Genomic DNA, 2,821 nt, shown 5'->3' with positions numbered 1-2,821 from the left:
CGGCGGGCGCCTGCCGCTGCGTGCCCCCTGACGTGAGAAGGCCCCCACCGTCCGGTGGGGGCCTTCCCGATGTCACGTCCTCGTCGGTGACGAGGACCCGCTGCTCAGTAGAAGCGGCGGGTGGTGTAGCGCCAGGTCCAGATGCGGTCGCAGACGACGCGACGGCCCGGACGCGGGGCGTGGAAGATGTAGTTGCGGCCGTTCCACGGCACGTAGAAGCCCACGTGCGAGGCGTGGTTGTAGTTGCCGACGAACAGCATGTCGCCGAGCGTCGCGTTGCGGCGCGAGATGGCCTTGGCGCGACGGTACTGGGTGGCGGCGGAGCGCGGCAGGGTGATGCCGTGGCGCTTGTACGCCCACTGCACCAGGCCGGAGCAGTCGTAGGCGGAGGGGCCGTTGGCGCCGTACACGTACGGCTTGCCCTCCTGGGTACGGGCGGTGCGGTAGATGTTGCGGCGCGACGTGCGGGTCAGGGCGCTGGCACCCGTGGCCCCACCGACCGTCACGGCGGCCGCACCGACGGCGGCCGCAGCCGTCCCGGTGAGCACGGAGCGACGGGTCGCGACGGCAGGCATCTCGAAGGTCGTTGCAGACATGAGGGATCTCAGGATCGCTTGCGGAGTATGACCTGTCGGGTTCGGCTCCTGTGAAACCGGCCAGGGGGACACCTGGCTTCACCCCGAGACGGCTGGAGGCCGTCAGTTGTGGGTACCCCGTTCCCGCCATCGACTTTCGTCGGACATCAACGGCGTCGTGGCGGGACTCAGCGCGACGTCGTCACCCCCGCAAGGGATCGGGGGCGTGGACAACGTAGGGCATGCTCTCCGGGGAGGTCAACCCATGGGGGGAGGGCGCGTCTCCACCCACGGGCTGGAGCGGCGTCGGTAGCCTCCACCCATGACGACCGACCCGTCCGAGTCGAGCGCCGACCTGCCCGGTGTGCAGGACGGCTTCCAGCGCCTGTGGGTGCCCCACCGGATGGCCTACCTGGAGACCAATCCCGCGCGGGGAGGCGAGCCCCGGGGGTGTCCCTTCTGCGAGGCCCCGCGCAAGGACGACGCCAGTGGCCTGGTGGTGGCCCGCGGGACGCACTGCTTCGTGGCCCTCAACCTCTTCCCGTACAACCCCGGCCACCTGCTCGTGTGCCCCTATGCGCACGTGCCGGAGTACCTCGACATCGCCGACGAGGCCCTGGCGGAGTTCAGCGCGATGACGCAGCAGGCCATGCGCACGCTGCGCGCGGCCTCGGGGTGCCACGGCTTCAACCTCGGCATGAACCAGGGGTCCGTGGCCGGAGCCGGGGTGGCCGAGCACCTCCACCAGCACGTGGTGCCGCGCTGGTCGGGGGACTCCAACTTCTTCCCCGTGGTGGCCCGGACGCGTGCCCTGCCCGAGCTGCTCGAGGACACCCGCGCCAAGCTGTCGGCCGCCTGGGACGACCACGCCGCGTGACGGGCGCGCGGCACGTCTGAGAGGTGCCCGGAACGTGCGAGGGCCCCGCCGGACCGTGTCCGACGGGGCCCACGCGAGTGGGTGACCGGCTCAGCGACGGTGCGTGAGCTTGCCCACGATGAACAGCAGCAGGCAGGCACCCACGATGGAGGCCAGGAAGCTCGGGATGCTGAACGGGCGGTCCATGAAGTTGCCGTCAGCGAACAGGATGTTCCAGAGGAAGCCGAACAGGCCGGCACCCACGACACCGGTGATGACGTTGGCCGGGATGCCCATGGAGGCGTCCGTGCCCATGATCTTGCTGGCGATCCAGCCGGCGACACCGCCGACGATGATCCACGCGATGATGGTCCACATGAGGGACTCCTTTCGTCAGTGCCCTCGGAGGGGAAGGTGACTGCCCGAGTGGGCAGTCGGAGGGCGCTTGCACCGACTCTAGGACCTCGCGGCCGTGATTTCCTGTCGAGGGGAATGGGCCCGGGGCCGTCCCGCGGACGCGCCGACCGGCGTGCCGCGGCGGCGGACTAGGCTCTGAGCGCCATGTTGAGCCGTCATGCCCGCCCCGCCCTCGCGCGCGTCGTGGACCCCCTCGCCCGAGCGCTCCTGCGCGCCGGCCTGGGACCCGACGCGGTGTCCGTGGGTGGCCTGCTGGGCGTCGTGGTGGCGTCCCTGTGGTTCTTCCCCCGCGGGCAGTTCCTCGCCGGGACCCTCGTGGTGACCCTCTTCGTGCTCTCCGACCTGCTGGACGGCGCGATGGCCCGCCAGCAGGAGCGCTCCCGGCCGTGGGGGGCCTTCCTCGACTCCACCTGCGACCGGGTCGGGGACGCCGCGGTGCTGCTCGGCATCGCCTGGTGGGCCCTGCGGGTGGCGGGCACCGGCAGCGACCCCGTGCTCCCGGCCGACCACGCCGGGGTGCTGGGCGCCCTGACGCTCGGTTCGCTGGTGGCCGGCTTCCTGGTCAGCTACGCGCGGGCCCGTGCCGAGGGGCTGGGCGTCCGCGCCGACGGGGGCCCGGCCGAGCGGGCCGAGCGGCTGCTGCTCGTGCTGGTGACCACGGGGCTGGTGGGCCTGGGTCTGCCGGTCGTTCTCCTCACCCTCTCGATGGGGGTGCTCCTGGCCGCCAGCCTGCTCACGGTCGCGCACCGGGTGGCCACCGCCCGGCGGGAGCTGGTGTGAGGCGCCACATCGGACTGGTGTGCCCCTACCCGGTGGACATGCCCGGTGGTGTGCAGGCCCACGTGCGGGACCTGGCCTCCACCCTGGACGCAGCCGGCCACCGCGTGAGCGTGCTCGCCCCCGTGGCCGGGTCCGGGGCGGCTCTGCGCCGCGCCTGCCGGGCCGAGGAGGACGCCCCGCTGTCCCCGCTCGC

The 2,821-nt window shown here is 72.4% G+C and carries 5 protein-coding genes and 1 riboswitch; of the genes, 3 read left to right on the top strand and 2 right to left on the bottom strand.

Going from position 1 to position 2,821, the window contains the following annotated elements; translation table 11 throughout:
* Positions 1 to 104: 104 nt before the first annotated feature.
* A complete protein-coding gene (locus HMPREF3099_RS08760; RefSeq protein WP_083323657.1) occupies positions 105 to 596 on the bottom strand; it encodes a C40 family peptidase in 492 nt (163 codons plus the stop codon).
* Positions 597 to 758, bottom strand: a riboswitch (cyclic di-AMP (ydaO/yuaA leader).
* A 139-nt stretch (positions 759 to 897) separates the two neighbouring features.
* Between HMPREF3099_RS08760 and HMPREF3099_RS08755 the strand changes: the two genes are divergently transcribed.
* Complete coding sequence (locus tag HMPREF3099_RS08755; RefSeq protein WP_070705612.1) at positions 898 to 1,452, top strand: HIT family protein; 555 nt, start codon at positions 898 to 900, stop codon at positions 1,450 to 1,452.
* 90 nt (positions 1,453 to 1,542) lie between these two features.
* On the opposite strand, the gene HMPREF3099_RS08750 is transcribed toward HMPREF3099_RS08755, so the two are convergent.
* Positions 1,543 to 1,809 (bottom strand): GlsB/YeaQ/YmgE family stress response membrane protein, encoded by a 267-nt coding sequence (locus tag HMPREF3099_RS08750; protein WP_070705611.1) that lies wholly within the window; start codon positions 1,807 to 1,809, stop codon positions 1,543 to 1,545.
* Positions 1,810 to 1,992: 183 nt separating this feature from the next.
* On the opposite strand from HMPREF3099_RS08750, the gene pgsA reads away from it, so the two are divergent.
* Both pgsA and HMPREF3099_RS08740 read left to right on the top strand, forming a co-directional pair.
* Positions 1,993 to 2,628: a phosphatidylinositol phosphate synthase gene (gene pgsA / locus HMPREF3099_RS08745; protein WP_070705610.1), complete on the top strand. Its 636-nt coding sequence runs from the start codon at positions 1,993 to 1,995 to the stop codon at positions 2,626 to 2,628.
* A 38-nt stretch (positions 2,629 to 2,666) separates the two neighbouring features.
* The coding region (locus HMPREF3099_RS08740; protein WP_237769809.1) for a glycosyltransferase family 4 protein at positions 2,667 to 2,821 on the top strand (155 nt) is incomplete at its 3' end.

The sequence above is a fragment of the Kytococcus sp. HMSC28H12 genome (genome assembly GCF_001816045.1).
Taxonomy (GTDB): domain Bacteria; phylum Actinomycetota; class Actinomycetes; order Actinomycetales; family Dermatophilaceae; genus Kytococcus; species Kytococcus schroeteri.
This window is presented reverse-complemented; position numbering and strand designations above follow the sequence as displayed.